The sequence below is a fragment of the Streptomyces sp. NPDC055099 genome (genome assembly GCF_053607685.1).
Genome location: NZ_JBSGUA010000003.1, coordinates 462342 through 479839, shown reverse-complemented (window position 1 = coordinate 479839; position 17498 = coordinate 462342). Strand labels below are relative to the sequence as shown.

Below are 17498 nucleotides of genomic sequence, written 5' to 3'. Positions count from 1 at the left end.
GGGTTGTTGGTGCGGTCGTCGGCTGCCGTCAGTCCGCGACCGCGATCGCCACGGCCACGCCCGCCTCGTGCGAGATGCTCACGTGCAGACCGCTGTGGCCGGCGCGCCGGAAGGCCTCGGCGGCCCGGCCCGTCAGCCGGGGCGCCGGTGCGCCCGACGCGTCGCGGCCGATCTCGACGTCCCGCCAGCCGAGGCCATCGCCGTGGCCGCCGAGCGCCTTGCGCACGGCTTCCTTGGCGGCGATGCGGCCCGCCATGCGGGAGGCCCGGTGGCGGGGCGACGTGCCGTCGCACAGGGCCAGTTCGTTCGCGGTGAGGAAGCGCTCCGCGAGCCGCTGTCCACGCCGCTCGGTCATGGCGCGCAGGCGCTCGACGTCGACGATGTCGATGCCCACCGCCCGGATTCCGGCCGACCGGGGCAGAGCGCCATCCACGGTCAACGCCTCAGCAGCAGACATGCGTTGACACCTCCGAGACCGCGCGAGACGACCAGCGTGTGCTCGCAGTCGCCGACCGGACGTGCCTGTCCGGCGACCAGGTCGAGGTCGATCCCGGGAGCCGGGTGGTCCAGGTTCACCGTCGGCGGCAGCACCCCGTCACGCATCGCCCGCAGCGCGAGGGCCGCGTCGGCGGGTGCCGCCGCGCCCAGGAGGTGGCCGAAGCCCGACTTGGGCGCGGTCACCGGGATTCGGCGCGCCACGGAAGGGCCGAACGCCTCGTGCAGCGCGTAGCCCTCCGTCACGTCCTCGAAGGGGATGCCCGAGCCGTGCGCGAAGACCGCCGTGATGTCGCCGCCGGAGATCCCGGCGCGTTCCGTCGCGGTCCGCATGGCGCGGCCGAGTACCTGCCCGGTCGGCTCGACGGTGTAGTACGGCATGTAGCCGTCGGTGCTCGCGCCCCAGCCGGCCAGCTCGCCCAGGACGCGCGCCCCGCGCCGCTCGGCGTGCTCGCGGCGCTCCATGACCAGGAACACCGCGCCCTCGCCGAAGACGCTGCCGCCGTGGCCCGCGTCGAACGGCCGGTACAGCTCGTGCGGGGCGAGCGAGCCGCGGGACTTGGCGCCGAGGCCGCTGGTCTCCATGCAGAGCCAGCCGTACGGCGAGAGGGGTGCCTCCACGCCGCCCGCGATCACGACGTCCGCGCGGTCACGCAGGAGTGCCTCGGCCCCGCCGATCAGCGCGTACGCCCCGCTGGCCCGGTCGGCGACGAACGTGCGTGCCGGGCCCTTGATCCCCTGGTCGATGCAGATGTTGCCCTGCGGCGCCGCCGGGAACCAGGCGGTGGCCTGGTAGGGGCTGACCGCGCGCGGCCCGTCGGTCCACAGGTGGCGCAGCTCGCGCTCGGCGAACTCCCAGCCGCCCAGGATGTTTCCGACCATGACTCCGGTGCGCTCGGCCGACGCCTCTTCGCCCACGGTGATCCGGGCGTCCGCGAGGGCCTGGCGCACGGCGTGCACGGACAGGTGCGTGAAGCGGTCGGTGCGCTTGACGAAGCGGGACGGCAGTTCGGCGGACGCGTCGAAGTCGGCCTGGCCCGCCGCCGACGTGGCGTACTCCGAGGCGTCGAAGCGGTCGATGGCGGCGACCCGCGGGACGCCTTCGCGCGCGCTGTCCCAGAGGGGGTCGACGCCGGTGCCCGCGGGCGTGACCGCGCCGATGCCGGTGATGACGACGCTCATCGGTGCGCCCCTTCCCGCACGGCCCGCGTGACGAGCGCGGCGTGCAGCCCCGCGAATCCGCTGGCGCCCTTGAGGATCGCCTCGCCGTGCCACGGCCGGCCTTCGCCCGGGACGTAGTCGAGGTCACACGTGGGGTCGGGGTTCTCGTAGTTGGCGGTCGGGTGGACGAAGGAGTGCTTGCCCGCCAGGGCGCAGAGGACGATCTCCATGGCGCTCGCGGCGGCCAGGGCGTGGCCGACCATCGACTTCGCCGAGTTCACCGGGATCTGCCGGGCGCGCTCGCCGAGGGCGAGCTTGAGGGCGCTGGTCTCGCAGGTGTCGTTCTGCGGGGTCGAGCTGCCGTGCGAGCTGACGTGGTCGATGTCCTCCGGACGCAGGCCGGCCTCCGCGACGGCCTGTGTCATGGCGCGGGTGAGGTCCTCGCCGTCGGAGAGCAGATCCGTCATGTGCGCGGCGTTCGACGTGTGCGAGAAGCCGTCGACCGTCAGGTACGGCGCGGCGCCCCGCCGGTCGGCGTGCTCGCGCGACTCCAGTACGACGATGCCGCAGCCCTCGCCGAGGACGAACCCGTCGCGGCCCGCGTCGTACGGGCGCGAGGCGGCCTCGGGGCGGTCGCCGTGGGCCCGCGAGAGGCAGTTGATGATCTCGAAGGACGCCACCGTCACCGGGGTGATGGGCGCCTCCGTGGCTCCCGCGATCATCACGTCGGCTTCCCCGTGGCGGATCGTCTCATAGGCGTGGCCGATCGCGTCGACGCCGCCGATGCACCCCGTGGACAGGGTCACGCACGGGCCGCGCATGCCGAGCAGCGCCGAGAGGACCGTGCCGGGCGTGTTCGACATGGACGCCAGGTAGAGGTCGCGGCCCGCCTTGGCCGGATCGACGGGCTTGCGGCCCTCGTCGGTGACCCGCAGGAACTCCTCCTCCATCTTCGGGGTTCCGCAGACGGCCGTGGACAGCGAGAGTCCGGCGCGCTCGGGGTCGTACGCCCCCTGGGTGAGCCCGGCGTCCCGTACGGCCTGGTACGCGGCCGCGACGGCGAACTGCGTGTACCGGTCGAGGCGTTGCACCTCATTCGGGAGCGCCGGTATCTGCTCCTCGAATCCGGGGACCTCGGCGATCGAGTCCGAGACGAAGTCAAAGTCTCCGAAGAGCGCCGAGCTCGTAATGCCGGAAAGAGGTTTCGTGACGCTCTTTCCCGCGGAGATCGTCTCCCATAACGCCTCCGTCCCTATTCCGGCCGGGCTGACCACGCCAAGGCCGGTGACCACCACTTCTCGTACTGCTTCCTGCACGTGAATCACTGACGCCTTTCTCCTGTCAGAACGGTGATGAGGCCGGGCGTGACGGACTCCTTTGCCGTCACCCCGTATTTCTCCATGACCGCGCGGTACGCGGATTCCTCCTGGACCCCGCCCGCCTCGGTGTTCACCAGGAGGCTGAGCGTGATCATCGGGCGGTGCAGGGCGGGCCTCCCCGGCTCCTGACGCATGACGTCGACGATCAGGAGGGTGCCGCCGGGCCGCAGCAGCCGTGCGCACTCCTGGACGAGGCGCTCGGTGGCGTCCGGGCCCGCGAAGCGGCTCAGGTGGGCGAGCACGACGGTGTCGAAACACCCGGCGGGAAAGGGCGCCTTGGGGATACGGCCCGCGTCGTTCCCACCGAAGTCGGCGGGGACGAACCGGAACCGCTCCCCCACACCGAACTCCGCGGCCCGCTCACGCGCGGCGCCGAGCAGCTCCGGCGCGTCGTGGGCCACCACCCGCGCCTCCGGGTCGGCCGCGGCCAGGGCGATGCCCCACTCACCGGCGCCCGACGCGAAGTCCAGTACCTGTCCGGCGTCCCGCAGGCCGAGTTCCCGCACGGCACGGAACGCCGTGCGCACCCCCACCGGGAAGATCCCCGCGAACATCCCCGGAAACAGCCCCCGTTTCCCGGGCGTACCCAGCTCCCCGCCGCCGTGCCCGCCTTTCCGCACCAGCTCGGTGAGGCCGCTCCACCGGTCCCACTCAGCGAGCACGTCGGCGAAGTGGCCGCCGAGATAGCCGCGCCCGCCCTCGACGAGATAGGCACGGGCCAGGCCGGTGAGCGTCCAGCTCTCCGTGCCGTCACCGGCGACCAGGCCCAGCTCCTCCAGGGCGGCGAGCAGCCCCCGCAGCGCGGCGGTGTCACAGCCCAGCTCGGCGGCCAGTCCCCCCGTCGCGCGAGGGCCCCGGGCCAGGCCGGTGAACACCCCCAGGTCCAGGGCGGTGCCGAGCACTCTGGCGCGGGCGAATCCGAAGTTCAGGGCGAGGAGCGGACCGGGGTCCGGCGCGTCCTCGTACGGAGCGAGGGCGCCGCTGTGTGCGGCGGCCGTCGGGGCGCTCACCTGCCGCCCTCCACGAGGCTCACGTACTCGGGGTTCTGCGTGTACTCGTACGGGTCCTCGGAGAGGAACACGTTCCGTACCGGGGGCCGCTCGCAGGGGGCGACGACCAGGAACCGGCAGGTCTGGTCCGAGCCCGTGACGAAGCCGTGGGGCTCGCCCCGGGGAATGAAGATGGCGTCGCCCGGTCCGACTTCCTCGGTCTTTCCGAGTTCGGGCATGACGAGCCCCATCGACCCTTCGAGCACATAGATCTCGTGCTCCCACTCGTGGAAATGGGGTGGTGTGGAGCCGTTCGGCGCGACCTCGAATTCGGTGAGGACGAAGCGGTCGGCGCCGTCCGGTGTATCGATGAGTTTCCGGTGGGTGGTTTCCTTCGCTCCGGGCTCGCGGACTATCTCGGCCTTGACCGCGGTCCTGTGCACACGCTTCATCTGCTGCCTTTCTCCGAAGGGAATGGGCGCCTCGCGATGTCAGCGTCGAGCGGCGCCGAATGCGAACGTAAGTCAGCCGCACCGAGGCCCTCTATGGGCATGGACCACCACCGGCGCCGGGACCTGAAGCCGGACCACGCGGGGCGGAACGCCCACGGCCGTGGGGCGAAGTCCCAAACGCGGCCCGCGAGTTGCGCGCACCTGGACTTCCGGGGACGGCCTCATGGACTTCCCGCGACACCCCTCACGCCCCGTCGCTTCGAAAACCGAACCAGCCACCCACGAGGCACCGCCCACCCCCGCACCGCATCGCTCAACACAGCCCAGGAGGGACCGACACCTGGCGCCCGCTCGGCACGCTGCGGGCCGCCGTGTCGCTCATGCGCGACACCCTTACGACTGATCCGCTGCCGAGTTCACGCTGACCTCTTCCGCCCACCGCCGCGCCCAGCCGTCCAGGGGCAGCAAGGCCTGATGGGCCTCGCGCCCCAGGGCGGTCAACGCATAGGAAGCGTCGGGACGTTGATGCACGAGCCGGGCTTCCAGCAGCTCGGTCAATCGCTGCCGCAGCACGCTCGACGACATGGCGTCGCACTGCTGCCGAAGCGCACGGAACCCCATCGGCCCGGCCCGCAGCTCCCACACGATCCGCAGGCTCCAGCGCCGCCCGAAAAGGTCGAGCGCGGCCGCCAGGGGGCGACCGGTGGTGGCGGCGGGGGTGGGCCGGCCGGGCAGCGGTGCGGTCATCGACCGACGTTAACACCGGGCTTCGACAATCGAAGCGGAGACCGCGATCCCGGCTCACGCGGGGCTCCTGCGCGTCCTTGACCATGATGTGGGCCCGGTTCATCGTGGTGCGCCGTCGACACGCCCCGCCGATGCCGAGCACCGCCGACCCCGGGAGGGTATCCCTACGTCATGCCCCTGGCCCGCCGCACCTTCCTCGCCGCCCTCGCCGCAACGACCGGCGCCGCCGTCGCCTGCTCCGGCTCCACCGCCGACGGCGCCCCGCCCTCCGGGGGGTCCCCCGCCGGCAAGGCCGCCCGGCGGCTGCTGCCCGGACACCACAAACAACTGACGTTCGTGACCGAGGGCCCTGCCGACACTTTCCGCGTATCAGGAGAGGACGGCCGCATCAACGTCACAGGCCCGACCCCCGCAGTCCAACTCAAGGCACTACAGCATTATTTGAAACACAAGACCCACGCGAACATCACCTGGGCGGGCGCCCAGCTGAACCTGCCCGACCGCCTCCCCGGCCTCGACAAGCCCATGACGGGCAGCGCCAACACCCCACACCGCTTCGTCCTGAACGACACGAACGACGGATACACGGGGGCGTACCACGACTGGTCGTACTGGGAGCACGAGATCGACGTGCTCGCCCTGCACGGCTACAACGAGGTCCTCGTGTACGTCGGTGCCGACGCGCTCTACCACCGCCTGTTCCAGGAGTTCGGCTACTCCGACCAGGAGATGCGCGAGTGGATCCCTGCCCCGGCCCACCAGCCGTGGTGGCTGCTCCAGAACATGTCATCGTTCCCGCACCCCGTCTCCTCCCAGCTCCTCACCCGCCGCGCCGCATTGGGCCGCCGCATCGCCGACCGACTGCGCGAGCTCGGCATGACCCCGGTGTTCCCCGGCTACTTCGGTACGGTCCCGCCCGGCTTCACCGCGAAGAATCCCGGCGCACGCACCGTGCCCCAGGGCGACTGGGTCGGCTTCAAACGCCCCGACTGGCTCGACCCGCGCACCGAGCACTTCACCCGGGTCGCCGCGGCCTTCTACCGCACACAGGGCGAGCTGTTCGGCGCGTCGACGATGTACAAGATGGACCTCCTCCACGAGGGCGGAAAGCCGGGCAACGTCCCGGTCCCGGACGCGGCGAGGGCCGTCGAGAAGGCCCTCCAGACCGCACACCCCGGCGCCACCTGGGTGATTCTCGGCTGGCAGAACAACCCGCCCAAGGCCATCGTCGACGCCGTGGACAAGTCACGCATGCTGGTGGTCGACGGCCTCTCCGACCGCTTCACGAAGATCACCGACCGCGAGTCCGACTGGAACGACACCCCCTACACCTTCGGCTCGATCTGGAACTTCGGCGGTCACACCACGCTCGGCGCCAACACCCCCGACTGGGCCGCGCTCTACGAGAAGTGGCGCACCAAGAAGGGCAGCACCCTGCGCGGCATCTCCCTGATGCCGGAGGCGGCGGACAACAACCCGGCGGCGTTCGAGCTCTTCTCGGAACTGGCTTGGCGCACGGGCGACTTGAATCTCACCACCTGGTTCGCCGACTGGTCGGTGTCCCGCTACGGCGCCCCCGACCCCCACGCGGCAGCGGCCTGGGACACCCTGCGCCGCACCGCGTACGGCACGACCCGCACCGACGAGTGGTCCGAGGGCGCGGACGGCCTCTTCGGCGCCCGCCCCGCCCTGACCGCGAAGTCAGCGGCGGCCTGGTCCCCTAAGGCCATGCGCTACACCCCGTCCGACTTCGAACCCGCACTCACCCAACTCCTCGCCGTACGACGCTCATTGCGAAGCACCTCCGCCTACCACCAGGACCTCCTGGACGTGGCACGCCAGGCGCTCTCCAACCGGAGCCGGGTTCTGCTCCCCCAGATCAAGCAGGCGTACGACAAACGCAACGAGCCCCTCTTCAACCAACTGACCCGAACCTGGCTCGACCTCATGACCCTCCTGGACAAACTGATGTCCACGGACTCGCGCCACCTCCTGGGCCGCTGGGTGGCAGACGCCCGCGCGTGGGGCGCGAACGCGACAGAACAAGAACACCTCGCCTACGACCAGCTGTCGCTCCTCACCGTCTGGGGCACCAGATCCGGGGCGGACGCGGGCCTACGGGACTACGCCAACCGGGAGTGGGCCGGACTGGTAGGCGGCCTCTACCGCCTGCGCTGGGAGGCGTACTTCAAGGAACTGCGCACAGCACTCACCGAGAACCGCGCACCCAAGACCATCGACTGGTTCGCCATCGAGGACGGCTGGATCCGCAACCCCGGCCGTCTCGCGACCCGCCCCACGGGCGACACGTACAAAGTCGCAGTTCAGATCCAAGCCCGCCTCACCCAAACCAACTGACCCAACCCCACCCCACCCCCAAGATCCCCAACTCCAGCCTCCTTGACGGGTATACGTCACCTCCGGTCTCTGGTAGTAAACCTTCCTAACAGTACGCGGAAGAGCCAAGAACCGTCGGATCGACGAACTCCCCCACCTTGGAGGTCCCGTGCCCACCCCCCGCCGCGCCCCGGCGCCCCACACCTCACGCCGCACCCTGCTCACGGTCCTCGGCGCCTCACTCATCGCAGGCCCCGTCATCGCCACCCGAACGGCGGGCGCGACGCCCACCGCAAAAGCCGGCGGACTCGACGACCCGGCGAAGAAGGAGATCGCCATGAAGATCGTGTGCAGCGCGGAGAACTCAAGCCTCAACTGGAAGGAGCACTACCGCTACTGCGAGGACATCGGCGACGGCCGCGGGTACACCGCCGGAATCATCGGCTTCTGCTCGGGCACGGGCGACATGCTCGACCTCGTCGAGCTCTACACATCGCGAAAGCCGGGCAACATCCTCGCCAAGTACCTCCCCGCCCTGCGCGAGGTGGACGGCACCGACTCCCACGAGGGCCTCGACCCCACGTACAAGGGCGACTGGGAAAGGGCCGCCGAGGACCGCGAGTTCCAGCGCGCCCAGAACGACGAGCGCGACCGCGTCTACTTCAACCCGGCCGTCAAGCAGGGCAAGGCGGACGGCATCGGCGTACTCGGGCAGTTCGCGTACTACGACGCGATCGTCATGCACGGCGACGGCGGCGACAGCACCAGCTTCCGCAACATCCGCAAGCGCGCCCTGCGTTCGGCCAAGCCGCCGGCCCAGGGCGGCGACGAGACGGCCTACCTCCACGCCTTCCTCGACGCACGCGTCTGGGCGATGAAACAAGAAGAGGCACACGAGGACACAAGCCGAGTGGACACGGCACAACGGGTGTTCCTCACCAACGGCAACCTGAACCTGAACACGCCACTGGAGTGGAAGGTCTACGGAGACCCGTACCGCATCAGCTAGTTCCCACCCCCCACACATCGGGGCGGGGCGTCCGACACCCCGGACACCCCGCCCCGATGAAGCAACGCTTACGGGTTACATGAAGAATTCATCGCTGGTGCTGGACGGCGAGCCCGCCCGATGCTTGCTGAATGATCGGAATGAACGCGGTGCTCGGCGTCGCAGTGGTGTCCCTCGGCATGGTGCTCACCCCCGGCCCCAACATGATGTACCTCGTCTCACGGAGCATCACCCAGGGCCGACGGGCCGGAGCGATCTCCCTCGCCGGAGTGGCCGTGGGCTTCCTCGTCTACCTGACGGCCGCCAACCTGGGCCTGTCCCTGGTCTTCCTGGCCGTCCCCCAGCTGTACCTGGCCGTGAAACTCGCCGGAGCGGCCTACCTGGCCTGGCTCGCGTGGAAGGCACTCAAGCCGGGCGGCATATCGGTCTTCGCCCACCAGGAGCTGGCTCCCGACTCCCCCAGGCGCCTGTTCACCATGGGAGTGCTGACGAACCTCCTGAACCCGAAGGTCGCCATCATGTACGTCTCGCTCATCCCCCAGTTCATCGACCCGACTGCCGGCCACACCCTCCTCCAGGGTTTCGCACTGGGCGGCCTCCAGATTGCCATCAGCCTGATCGTGAACCTGGCCATCGTCATGGCGGCGGGCACCATCGCGGTCTTCCTCGCCCGCCGCCCGACCTGGCTCCGGGCCCAGCGTTACGTCATGGGCACGGTCCTCGGCGCCCTCGCCGTCAAGCTGGCGACGGACAAGGCCCCGGCGACGGCAACGTGATCTCCGCCCACACGGTCTTACCGACCTCCCGCTCGACGACCCCCCACGCATCCGCCAGGGCAGCCACCAGCAGAAGCCCCCGCCCCGACTCCGCGTCGCTAGCCGCTACTCGCACCGCGAGCGCGGCCCCTCCCTCCCCCCAAGTGTCACCAACTTCGACCCGAAGAACACCCCCACCCAAAATCATCCTCACCTCGAAGTCCCGCCCCGGCACACGACCGTGCGTAACCGCGTTGGCCGCAAGCTCAGCCACGATCTGCGCGACGGCCTCCGACACCTCACTGCCGTACGGCACGCCCCACTCATCGAGGTGATACCTCGCCAACCGCCGGGCGAGGCGGGCGCCACGGGGCGTTGAGCTCAGGCGTTGCCTGAAGGTGGCTACGGGGACAGGGATTTGGGCTCTCGCTGACGTGGGCCCACCGTGGCTGCGCGCACCCCCACCCCACCAGCAACCAAACTCGTACGCTGCGTAAGCGTACGAGCGCAAAGGGTAGACAGCGGCGGTGACGGACCGTGATCATGGGCGAGTCGGCGGGGATCTGAACGCGAGCGTCGGGGGTTACCCGTGATGTCGTCAAGCAAAGAGCCAGAACCGTCGGACGGTCTCAAGACGTTCGGCGCGGTCCTGAAGAGCTTCCGCAAACGAGCGGGCCACACCCAGGAGTCCCTCGCCCCCGAAATCGGCTGCTCTGCACACTTCCTCGCCTCGGTCGAACAAGGCAGACGCCTCCCACCCCAAGGCTTCGTCGACCGCTGCGAGGCCGCGCTGGACGCGTTCGGCACGTTGCGACTGGCCTCGCACCAGCTTTCCCGCCAGAAGGGTCTGGCGTCCTGGTTCCGCCAGTGGGCCGCGCTCGAGCAGGAGGCGAAGACCCTTTACACGTACGAATGTCGACTGATCCCTGGGTTGTTGCAAACGGAGGCCTACGCGCGGGCGCTGTTCGTCAATCAACTCCCGCCGCTGGGGGACCACCAGATCGAGGCGCAACTCGCGGCAAGGATGGAACGGCAGCGGCTCCTGGCCGAGCGACCGAACACCACGTACAGCTTCATCCTGGAAGAGCACCTGTTCCTGCGACGAATGGGTGGGGTGAAGGTCACTCGGGAGCTGCTCACCCACATCCTCGACTTGTCCGAACGGCGGAACATCGACCTCCAGGTAATGCCGCTGGTTCGGGCGAGCCATGCGGGCCTTGACGGCCCCATGCAACTGATCGACACGCCTGACAACAGGTGTGTCGGTTATAGCGAAGGGCAGCGGACGGGCCAACTCATCTCCGACCCGAACGAGATCAACGTGCTGCAAACTCGCTATGCCAGGATGCGCTCACAGGCTCTTACTCCTGAGGAGTCAGTGAGCCTGCTGGAGCGGATGCGAGGAGCATGATGACCACCATCGAACTCACCTGGTTCAAGAGCAGCTACAGCAGCGGCGGTGACGGTGACTGCGTGGAAGTAGCCCTCACCTGGCACAAATCAACCCACAGCAGCGGTGACTCCGGCGACTGCGTAGAAGTCGCCACTTCCCCCACCACCCCCACCCCCGCCCCCACCACCATCCACATCCGCGACTCCAAGAACCCCGAGGGCCCCCAACTCGCCCTCCGCGCCGCCCCCTGGCGTCACTTCCTGTCGTACGCAACCCGCCCCTAACACCCCCCACAAAAAACTCCCACCCCCACACCACACCCATTAACCCCCCACGGGATTTTCCCGCACCCCACCCCTCCGGCCCACCCCGGAAGAACCAATCCGCACCCGGCACCCAAACCCCACCACCCACCCCCCAGTCCCGAGGAGCCTCACCCCTTGGCCGCCCGGCCCAGGGTTCATGTGCGGTGGAGGGGTGGGAGTCAAGGGTGGAGCGGAGCGGAATCGGCGCAGCCGACGCGCAGCGCAGCGGAGCGCCCTTTACTCCCGGCCCGTAATCGCCACCCTCAGACCAACCGGGCGGCCCCGGCAACCATCAGGGCCGCCAGTAACGCAACGCCCCCGCCAAGGACCATCACCACACCCACCGAAGCCGCATCCACGACCACCCCACCCCCCAACGCGCCGCACGCGAACGTCGCCTGGAACGACGACGTGAACAGCACCGACGCGGCCTCAGGCGCCTGCGGCGCCGCGTTCACGAACCACGTCTGCGAGCAGACCGGCACCGCTCCATACGCCACGCCCCACACCAGAAGCAGCACGAGCGCGCCACCGTACCCGGCCGCGCCGGCCGCACCCAGGACGGGCAGCGACAACGTCACCACCGCGATCAGCCCGGCAGCAACACCAAAGGTGCCGCGCGGCGCGCGCCTCACCCACGCTCCCCCGAGGAAGTTGCCGAGGATTCCGGCGACGCCGTAGGCGAGCAGGAAGAAGGTGATCGCTCGCGGGCCCGCGCCGGTCACCTCCTCCAGGAAGGGGGTGACGTACGTATACGTACCGAAGTGCGCCGTCACCACAAGAAGGGTCACCGCAACAGCAACGCGCACCCGCCCCGTGCGCAGCAACGCACGCAGCACACCGAACCGAGTGACGCTCCCCGGCGACAAAGGCGGCAAAGGCGGCAAGGTCATCACGAGGGCCACAAGAACCGCCAGCGTCAATCCACCCATCACCACGAACACAGCGCGCCACCCGACCAGTTGACCGAGCAGCGTCCCCGCCGGCACCCCAAGGACGGAGCCAAGCGGAACGGCGGCGAAGATCACGGCTGTCGCCCGCCCGACCTGCGCCTCCGGGACAAGGCGCGACGCGAGGCTCGCGCCGATGGACCAGAAGGCGCCGATGACGAGTCCAAGGAGGACGCGGGAGACCATCATCAGCCAGTAGCCGGGCGCGAGTGCGGCGAGGAAGTTCGCGAGGGCGAGCACCAGGATCAGGACGCACAGCATGTGACGCCGGTCGACGCGTCGGGTCGTGACCGTCACGACCGGGGCGGCGACGGCGGCAAGGATGCCGGGCAGGGTCATCATCAGCCCGGCCGTGCCGTCCGAGATCCCGAAGGTCTCTCCGATGGGCGAGAGCAAGCCGATCGGCAGGATCTCGGTGGTGACGATGGAGAAGATCCCCAGCATCACGGCGACGACAGCAGGCCAGCCACCGGGGCGCGTGCGGCCGGAGGGGACGTCACCACCGGGGCGCGTGCGGCCAGAGGGGACCTCACCACCGGGGCGCGTGCGGCCGGAGAGGAAATCACCACCGGGACGCGTTCGACCGGAAGGGACGCCGTTGGGCAGGGGGGACTCGATAGGTGCGGACATGCTTCCGAGTCCAACAGCGTCACCCGCCCCGGGTCTGGCACCTAATCGACATCAATGTCCCCCGGCAAGGGTGTCGTCGGTTTCCCGCACACTGTCGTCACCCCACCTCAGTGCGTGACCACAGCCTCCGCCTCGGCCGCACTCCCCGCACTCCCCGTACTCCCCGCACTCCCCGCACTCCCCGCACTCCCCGTACGCCCCGCACTCCCCGAACTCGCCTCGCTCCCCAAGTGGTTGAACACCAAGTTCAGCGCCACCGCCAACAAGCACCCCGTAGAGATCCCCGACCCCAGCACGATCTGCGCCCAAGCCGGGAACGCGTCGTAGAAGCCGTCCGAGAGTGCGGGGGCCAGGCCCGCGCCGAGGGTGACCACCACGATCAGGGCGTTGTCGCCCCTGTGCAGGTCCGCCTGGAGCAGGGTCTGGATGCCGCTGACCGCGATGGAGCCGAAGAGGAAGAGGCTGACCGCCGCCAGGACCGGCATGGGCACGACCGAGATGAGCGCCGCAGCGGCCGGGCTCAGGCCGATCAGCACCAAGATGCCCCCGCTCAGCGCCACCACGAACCGGCTGCGCACCTTGGAGATGACGACCAGGCCGATGTTCTGGGCGAACGCGCTCGCGTGGAAGGCGTTGAAGAGCGGGCTCATGGCCGAGCCGAGCGCGTCCGCGCGCAGCCCGCGCGCGATGGTCTTCTCGTCGACCTCCTTGTCGACGATCTTCCCGAGGGCGATCATGTCGGCCGTCGACTCCGTCAGGATCACCAGCATCACCACGCACATCGAGACGATGGCCGGGATGTTGAACTCCGGCGCGCCGAAGTGGAGCGGCGACGGGATGCCGACCAGAGCCGCGTCATCCAGTTTGGAGAAGTCCGCCAGGCCCATCGGAATCGCGAGCAACGTACCGAAGATCATCGCGAAGAGCATGCTGATCTGCTTGAGAAAGCCCCGCGTGAAGCGCTGGAGCAGCAGCATGACCAGGACCGTCGCGCCCGCCAGACCGATGCTCCCCGGCTCCGGCGTACCCGTGGCCGAGTCGTCCACGATCCAGTCGTACGCGACGGGAATCAGCGAGACGCCGATCAGGGTGATGACCGACCCCGTCACCACCGGCGGGAAGAAGCGGACGAGGCGCGAGAAATACGAACTGACGAGGAAGCCGAACAGACTTGAGACGATGATCGCCCCGAAGACGACCGGCATCCCCGCCTCGACGCCGCCCTGGGTCGTGATGATCGTCAGCATCACGCCGACGCCCGCGAACGAGACGCCGTTGACGAACGGCAGGCGGGAGCCGATGAAGTTGCCTATGCCCAGCGTCTGGAGCAGCGTGGCGATGCCCGCCATCAGGAGGCTGCCGCCCATGAGTACGGCCGTGTCCCCCGGCGACATCTTGGCGGCGACGGCCACGACGAGCGGGACCGAGACCGCGCCGGCGTACATCGAGGCGACGTGCTGAAGGCTGGCGACGAGCATCCGGCCCGGCGGCAGGATCTCGTCGACCGGGTGGACTTCAAGGGCCGCGTCGACAGGGGCGGTTTTGCCGACAGGGTCGGCTTTGCCGGCTGCCGCAGCCTTCTCGGCAGGGCGAGGCTGAGAACTCATGGTGGCGCTTCTTCCGTGTGCGTGACGCCGGAAGTCGACCCCTCCGCGCGGGAGTTCACGAGGCGCGCGGCGGAGCCGACACTATTCCGACTGGAAAGTAACTTCCGCGATGCGGGCGGCGTCACGCACGTTACGTCAGTGGGCCCCCGCCGGGGAAGACCCCTTGTGCACCTCGTGCGCCCTCTGTTCAGCGATTTCTCCCCCGGGCTCCATCGGGTTGGTCACCTCGTCGTCCTCGCCCCGCTTGCCGATGTGGTTGAAGACCAGGTTCAGCAGCACCGCCGCGACACAGCCCGTGGAGATGCCCGAGTCGAGGATGATCTTCGCGGTCTCCGGGAACGCGTGGTAGAACTCCGGCGCCGCGATCGGGATCAGACCGACGGCCAGCGAGACGGCCACGATCAGGACGTTGTTGTCACGCTCCAGGTTCGCCTTGACCAGCGTCTGGATGCCGCTCGCCGCGACCGAACCGAAGAGCACCACGCCCGCGCCGCCGAGCACCGGCCGCGGTACGACGGCGATGAGCGAGGCCGCCATCGGGCACAGGCCCATCAGGACCAGGAAACCGCCGCCCACGGCGACGACGTACCGGCTGCGGATCTTCGTCATCGCGACCAGGCCGATGTTCTGCGCGAACGCGCTGCACATGAAGCCGTTGAAGAGCGGGCTCACCGCCGAACCGAGGCAGTCCGCGCGCAGACCCGCCGCGATGGTCTTCTCGTCGGCCGGACGGTCCACGATCTCGCCGAGCGCCAGCATGTCGGCGGTCGACTCCGTCATGGAGACCACCATCACCACACACAGGGACACGATCGCCGCCGCCGCGAACTGCGGTGCGCCGAAGTGGAACGGCGTCGGGAAGCCGACGATGTCCGCGTCGCCCACCGGGCTGAAGTCGGTGACGCCGAACGGGATCGCGATGAGCGTGCCGACGACGAGACCGAGGAGCACGGCGATCTGCTTGACGAAACCGGTGGTGAAGCGGCGGAGCAGCAGCACGATCACGAGCGTGATGCCCGCGAGACCGAGGTTCTTCATCGAGCCGTAGTCGTCGGCTCCCGGAACCGGGCCCTGCGCCCAGCCGAAGGCGACCGGCATGAGCGAGATGCCGATGAGCGTGATGACCGTGCCGGTCACCACCGGCGGGAAGAAGCGTACGAGCTTGGAGAAGAAGGGCGCCGCGATGAAGCCGAGGATGCCGGCGACGATCACCGCGCCGAAAATGATCGGGAGCGCGTCGTCCTTGTTGTCGGTCGATTCGACGACCGCGATCATGGGGGCGACGCCCGCGAAGGTGACGCCGTTGACGAAGGGCAGCCGGGCGCCGATCTTCCAGATGCCGAGCGTCTGGAGGAAGGTGGCTAGGCCCGCGGTGAACAGACACGCTCCGGTCAGGAAGGTGAGTTCCTTTGCGGAGAGGCCTATCGCCGCGCCCACGATGAGCGGCGGGGCGACGACGCCCGCGTACATGGCCGCCACGTGCTGGAGGCCGGTCGTCGCCATCTTGAGCGGCGGAAGCTTCTGGTCGACGGGGTGAATCTCGCGTATGGCGCTTTCCCCGTCAACGTCGGATGGGTCTGGGGTGGTGCCTTGCTTGGTGAACCTGGGCTGAGTGGCCACTGTGGCTCCTCCGGTTGTTTTCCAGTACGGGCGGCATTGCCGGCACTTTTCGCTTCTGGGAGGTGGTGCGTCGTGCAAGGACCTGCTCGGTATGAAGTTGTGAGTGGTGTGCGCCCAGGTAGTGCTGAGGTAGTACTGACCGCCCCGGGAACGTGAAGCTTTGGGCCACGTTCCGGGGCGGCACTTGAGCAACCCGCTCGGCTGCTCAAGTCCGGTCAAGGGCCGTCCCCCCTGACCGGAGTTCCAGGTGTCAGCTCCCGGCGGAGATCCGCGCGAGTCGCTGCGCCTCCTCCCGCGTGGAGCGGGCGATGGCGTCCTCGTCGACGTGCAGCAGACGATCGTTCTCGACGATCGGGCGGCCGTTGACGAGGGAGAGCGTGACCGGGGCCGCCGCGCCGAAGACGATGGCGGTCACCGGGTCGGCGATCGAGGAGTGCCCGATGCCGTCGATCTTCCAGAGGACCAGGTCCGCGAGCTTGCCCGGCTCGAGGGACCCGATCTGGCTTGCGCGGCCCAGGACTTGGGCCCCGCCGAAGGTGCCGAGGCGCAGCGCCTGACGCGCGTTCAGGGCGGCTTCGCGGTGCGCGCCGAGGCGGTTGATGAGCAGTGCGTTGCGCAGCTCGGTGTGGAGTTCGCCGGACTCGTTGGACGCGGTGCCGTCGACGCCGAGGCCGACCGGGACGCCCGCCTTCAGCATGTCCGGTACGCGGGCGATGCCTGCCGCCAGACGCGCGTTGGAGGACGGGCAGTGCGCGACACCCGTGCCGGTGCGGGCGAACGCGGCGATGTCGGAGTCGTTCATGTGGACGCAGTGCGCCATCCACACGTCGTCACCGAGCCAGCCGGTCGACTCGAAGTAGTCGGTGGGGCCCATGCCGAAGAGCTCGTGGCAGAACTTCTCCTCCTCGACCGTCTCGCTGCCGTGGGTGTGCAGCCGTACGCCGAGGCGGCGCGCCAACTCGGCGCCCTGCTTCATGAGTTCGGTGGAGACGGAGAAGGGCGAGCAGGGGGCGACCGCGACCTGCGTCATCGCGTCGAAGGAGGCGTCGTGGTGCTTCTTGACGGTCTCCTCGGTCGCGGCGAGCGCGCCTTCGAGGGTCTCCACGGCGAAGTCCGGCGGCAGGCCGCCGTCCTTCTCGCTGCGGTCCATGGAGCCGCGGGCGAGGGTGAAGCGGACGCCCATGTCGCTCGCGGCGCCGATGATGGCGCCGGACAGGTCGCCGGAGTTCTTCGGGAAGACGTAGTGGTGGTCCATCGCGGTGGTGACACCGCCGCGGGCCATCATGCCGAGCGAGCCCTGCGCCGCCGCCTTCACCATCTGCTCGTCGATGCGGGCCCAGGTGGGGTAGAGCGCCGTCAGCCACTGGAACAGGTTGTGGTCGGTGGCGAGGCCGCGGGTGATCCACTGGTAGAAGTGGTGGTGCGTGTTGACCAGGCCGGGGGTCACCAGGTGTCCGGTGCCGTCCACGCGGCGTACGACGTTCTGAAGGCCCTCGGGGGCCTTTCCCGCGCCGATGGACTCGATCTTGTTGCCCGCGACGACGACGTATCCCGATGCGTACTCGGTGTCGTCGGCGTCGACGGTCGCGATGGCACAGTTCTCGATGACGATGCGCTGCAGGTCTGCCGGTGCTGCCATGGTGCTTCTTCCTTCTCTTGATTGTGGCGA

Annotated in this window: 16 protein-coding genes; 5 read left to right on the top strand and 11 right to left on the bottom strand. The window is 69.3% G+C overall.

The genetic code is table 11. The annotated features are described in order from the left end of the window. Positions 1-28: 28 nt before the first annotated feature. From acpS to ACWFRU_RS10040, 6 genes are all read right to left on the bottom strand, one after another. Complete coding sequence (gene acpS / locus ACWFRU_RS10065) at positions 29-457, bottom strand: holo-ACP synthase (RefSeq protein WP_453685630.1); 429 nt, start codon at positions 455-457, stop codon at positions 29-31. Further along, the gene (locus tag ACWFRU_RS10060) at positions 436-1677 is read right to left on the bottom strand and encodes a beta-ketoacyl-[acyl-carrier-protein] synthase family protein (protein ID WP_453685629.1); all 1242 of its coding nucleotides are present in this window, start codon (positions 1675-1677) and stop codon (positions 436-438) included. Before ACWFRU_RS10060 ends, acpS begins: the two co-directional genes overlap by 22 nt. Further along, positions 1674-2981 carry a beta-ketoacyl-[acyl-carrier-protein] synthase family protein gene (locus ACWFRU_RS10055; RefSeq protein ID WP_453685628.1) on the bottom strand — a complete coding sequence of 436 codons (1308 nt, stop codon included), beginning with the start codon at positions 2979-2981 and terminating at the stop codon, positions 1674-1676. Before ACWFRU_RS10055 ends, ACWFRU_RS10060 begins: the two co-directional genes overlap by 4 nt. Beyond that, positions 2978-4045 (bottom strand): methyltransferase domain-containing protein, encoded by a 1068-nt coding sequence (locus tag ACWFRU_RS10050; protein WP_453685627.1) that lies wholly within the window; start codon positions 4043-4045, stop codon positions 2978-2980. Before ACWFRU_RS10050 ends, ACWFRU_RS10055 begins: the two co-directional genes overlap by 4 nt. Continuing rightward, positions 4042-4476, bottom strand: coding sequence for a cupin domain-containing protein (locus tag ACWFRU_RS10045; protein ID WP_453685626.1), 435 nt, complete (start codon positions 4474-4476; stop codon positions 4042-4044). Before ACWFRU_RS10045 ends, ACWFRU_RS10050 begins: the two co-directional genes overlap by 4 nt. Before the next feature lie 393 nt (positions 4477-4869). Continuing rightward, positions 4870-5223 (bottom strand): winged helix-turn-helix transcriptional regulator, encoded by a 354-nt coding sequence (locus tag ACWFRU_RS10040; protein WP_453685625.1) that lies wholly within the window; start codon positions 5221-5223, stop codon positions 4870-4872. A 171-nt stretch (positions 5224-5394) separates the two neighbouring features. Here ACWFRU_RS10040 and ACWFRU_RS10035 point away from each other — a divergent pair, with 171 nt between their 5' ends. From ACWFRU_RS10035 to ACWFRU_RS10025, 3 genes are all read left to right on the top strand, one after another. Next, positions 5395-7581, top strand: a complete 2187-nt coding sequence (locus tag ACWFRU_RS10035; RefSeq protein ID WP_453685624.1) for an alpha-N-acetylglucosaminidase — start codon at positions 5395-5397, stop codon at positions 7579-7581. Between the two features lie 148 nt (positions 7582-7729). After that, positions 7730-8569, top strand: a complete 840-nt coding sequence (locus ACWFRU_RS10030) for a chitosanase (RefSeq protein ID WP_453685623.1) — start codon at positions 7730-7732, stop codon at positions 8567-8569. Between the two features lie 131 nt (positions 8570-8700). After that, positions 8701-9345 (top strand): LysE family translocator, encoded by a 645-nt coding sequence (locus ACWFRU_RS10025; protein ID WP_453685622.1) that lies wholly within the window; start codon positions 8701-8703, stop codon positions 9343-9345. Here the strand turns inward: ACWFRU_RS10025 and ACWFRU_RS10020 are convergent. Continuing rightward, positions 9305-9742, bottom strand: a complete 438-nt coding sequence (locus tag ACWFRU_RS10020; protein WP_453685879.1) for an ATP-binding protein — start codon at positions 9740-9742, stop codon at positions 9305-9307. The two genes, ACWFRU_RS10025 and ACWFRU_RS10020, sit on opposite strands and share 41 nt — an antisense overlap. Positions 9743-9916: 174 nt before the next feature. On the opposite strand from ACWFRU_RS10020, the gene ACWFRU_RS10015 reads away from it, so the two are divergent. Further along, positions 9917-10735: a helix-turn-helix domain-containing protein gene (locus ACWFRU_RS10015; RefSeq protein WP_453685621.1), complete on the top strand. Its 819-nt coding sequence runs from the start codon at positions 9917-9919 to the stop codon at positions 10733-10735. Beyond that, positions 10735-11001, top strand: a complete 267-nt coding sequence (locus ACWFRU_RS10010; protein ID WP_453685878.1) for a DUF397 domain-containing protein — start codon at positions 10735-10737, stop codon at positions 10999-11001. The genes ACWFRU_RS10015 and ACWFRU_RS10010 overlap by 1 nt, the downstream gene beginning before the upstream one ends. Positions 11002-11285: 284 nt before the next feature. On the opposite strand, the gene ACWFRU_RS10005 is transcribed toward ACWFRU_RS10010, so the two are convergent. The 4 genes from ACWFRU_RS10005 to ACWFRU_RS09990 all read right to left on the bottom strand — a co-directional run bounded on the left by ACWFRU_RS10005 (position 11286) and on the right by ACWFRU_RS09990 (position 17468). After that, the gene (locus tag ACWFRU_RS10005; RefSeq protein ID WP_453685877.1) at positions 11286-12416 is read right to left on the bottom strand and encodes an MFS transporter; all 1131 of its coding nucleotides are present in this window, start codon (positions 12414-12416) and stop codon (positions 11286-11288) included. Positions 12417-12709: 293 nt separating this feature from the next. Further along, positions 12710-14209 carry a nucleobase:cation symporter-2 family protein gene (locus tag ACWFRU_RS10000; protein WP_453685620.1) on the bottom strand — a complete coding sequence of 500 codons (1500 nt, stop codon included), beginning with the start codon at positions 14207-14209 and terminating at the stop codon, positions 12710-12712. Positions 14210-14344: 135 nt separating this feature from the next. Continuing rightward, positions 14345-15712, bottom strand: a complete 1368-nt coding sequence (locus ACWFRU_RS09995; protein ID WP_453685876.1) for a nucleobase:cation symporter-2 family protein — start codon at positions 15710-15712, stop codon at positions 14345-14347. Between the two features lie 367 nt (positions 15713-16079). Continuing rightward, positions 16080-17468, bottom strand: a complete 1389-nt coding sequence (locus ACWFRU_RS09990) for an 8-oxoguanine deaminase (protein ID WP_453685619.1) — start codon at positions 17466-17468, stop codon at positions 16080-16082. Positions 17469-17498 lie beyond the last annotated feature (30 nt).

Excerpts from the sequence above, each read along its gene's own strand:
- ACWFRU_RS10035 (WP_453685624.1), top strand. The coding sequence starts at position 5,395 with ATGCCCCTGGCCCGCCGCACCTTCCTCGCCGCCCTCGCCGCAACGACC.
- ACWFRU_RS10005 (WP_453685877.1), bottom strand. The coding sequence starts at position 12,416 with ATGCTGGGGATCTTCTCCATCGTCACCACCGAGATCCTGCCGATCGGC.
- ACWFRU_RS10015 (WP_453685621.1), top strand. The coding sequence starts at position 9,917 with ATGTCGTCAAGCAAAGAGCCAGAACCGTCGGACGGTCTCAAGACGTTC.
- acpS (WP_453685630.1), bottom strand. The coding sequence starts at position 457 with ATGTCTGCTGCTGAGGCGTTGACCGTGGATGGCGCTCTGCCCCGGTCG.
- ACWFRU_RS10060 (WP_453685629.1), bottom strand. The coding sequence starts at position 1,677 with ATGAGCGTCGTCATCACCGGCATCGGCGCGGTCACGCCCGCGGGCACC.
- ACWFRU_RS10045 (WP_453685626.1), bottom strand. The coding sequence starts at position 4,476 with ATGAAGCGTGTGCACAGGACCGCGGTCAAGGCCGAGATAGTCCGCGAG.
- ACWFRU_RS09990 (WP_453685619.1), bottom strand. The coding sequence starts at position 17,468 with ATGGCAGCACCGGCAGACCTGCAGCGCATCGTCATCGAGAACTGTGCC.
- ACWFRU_RS10000 (WP_453685620.1), bottom strand. The coding sequence starts at position 14,209 with ATGAGTTCTCAGCCTCGCCCTGCCGAGAAGGCTGCGGCAGCCGGCAAA.
- ACWFRU_RS10010 (WP_453685878.1), top strand. The coding sequence starts at position 10,735 with ATGACCACCATCGAACTCACCTGGTTCAAGAGCAGCTACAGCAGCGGC.
- ACWFRU_RS09995 (WP_453685876.1), bottom strand. The coding sequence starts at position 15,712 with ATGGCGACGACCGGCCTCCAGCACGTGGCGGCCATGTACGCGGGCGTC.
- ACWFRU_RS10040 (WP_453685625.1), bottom strand. The coding sequence starts at position 5,223 with ATGACCGCACCGCTGCCCGGCCGGCCCACCCCCGCCGCCACCACCGGT.
- ACWFRU_RS10025 (WP_453685622.1), top strand. The coding sequence starts at position 8,701 with ATGATCGGAATGAACGCGGTGCTCGGCGTCGCAGTGGTGTCCCTCGGC.